Source organism: Alcanivorax sp. HI0044, assembly GCF_001634945.1.
Genome location: NZ_LWEZ01001388.1, coordinates 1 through 670, shown reverse-complemented (window position 1 = coordinate 670; position 670 = coordinate 1). Strand labels below are relative to the sequence as shown.

Here is a 670-nt window from a genome sequence, read left to right as displayed (position 1 = left end):
CCTCTCCATCAATCGCTACAAGGAAGTGGTGTACGAAGAGGAAGAGTACGAAGACCCGAAAGTGATCCTCAAACGGCTAATGGCGCTGGAAGAAGAAATTATGGGCGATTTGAAGGATTTGGAGGGGATGCTGTGAGTTGGCCGATGAGACAGATTGTCGATGTGGCAGATATTTTGTCAGGAAATGCATGGAAGTCGGCTAACTTTTCTTCAGATCCCAGCGTTGGTTTACCAGTTATCAGGATTCAAAATGTCTCAGATACAAAAACTGACTTTGTGTATTGGGATGGTGAACCTCTTGATAAGTATATAATAAAGAATGGAGACCTCTTACTGAGCCTTTCAGGAAATGTAAAACTTTGTCAGTGGCAATATGGAGAAGCATTATTAAACCAACGTGTTGTTAGGCTTTCTCCAAGAGCAGGGGTAGATACACGTTATTTTTATTGGTCCTTAAGAAGAGTTGTACAAAAAATTGAGGCTTTGGCAAAGCATGCAGTAATTGCAAATGTTTCTGTGTCAGATTTAAAGTCATTTGAAATTCCCCTCCCACCCCTAACTGAACAAAAACGCATCGCCAACATCCTCGACAAAGCCGACGCCATCCGCCACAAACGCCAGCAAGCCATCCAACTCGCCGACGAATTCCTCCGCGCCGTGTTTCTGGATA

The 670-nt window shown here is 43.9% G+C and carries 1 protein-coding gene; it reads left to right on the top strand.

The annotated features are described in order from the left end of the window. Positions 1–144: 144 nt before the first annotated feature. Positions 145–670 (top strand): restriction endonuclease subunit S (locus A3730_RS30530; protein ID WP_197477550.1); only part of this gene is annotated, 526 nt, incomplete at its 3' end.